Raw genomic sequence first — 492 nt, 5'->3', positions numbered from 1 at the left:
AACGAGGACCGTCCGGACGGACGGTGAAAGCTCGGCCATGTCAATGCACTCCATTTTTCACGCACAGCGACGGCAGTCATCGTCGCTGCAGGCGCATTTCCAGGCGGAATGCCGTCCAGAGTCCCGGAACCTCCACTGAGGCAACGGCAACGACTGAGCTTAGGCTCCAATGGCCTGACCTGGCATTTAAAAAAGACATGTGAGCGTCATGACGGGATCGGGAACAACCCTTTCGTCGCGGCGTTCAGTTCATGCGGCGTGGCCTCGGCCGCCTCCGCTCGACATTCCAAGACAGAACTGGAGCAGAAGAATGAAACAGACTGCCGCCGTGCTGAAGCCCAAGGTCAGGGACGAAGAATTCGACATCGGCCTGACGAAGGCCTATCGCCAGCAGATGGCAACCGCGCTTTCCGATATCCTTGCCGATACCTACAAGCTGGTGATCAAGAGCCACATCTACCACTGGAACGTGGTCGGGCCCCTGTTCAAGCC

The 492-nt window shown here is 58.1% G+C and carries 1 pseudogene; it reads left to right on the top strand.

The annotated features are described in order from the left end of the window. Positions 1-310 precede the first annotated feature (310 nt). A pseudogene (locus KW838_RS29260) lies at positions 311-492 on the top strand (hypothetical protein); the annotation flags it as partial.

Origin of the sequence: Pseudomonas sp. PDM27 (assembly GCF_019219205.1) — a bacterium.
GTDB lineage: Bacteria > Pseudomonadota > Gammaproteobacteria > Pseudomonadales > Pseudomonadaceae > Aquipseudomonas > Aquipseudomonas laurylsulfatiphila.
This window is presented reverse-complemented; position numbering and strand designations above follow the sequence as displayed.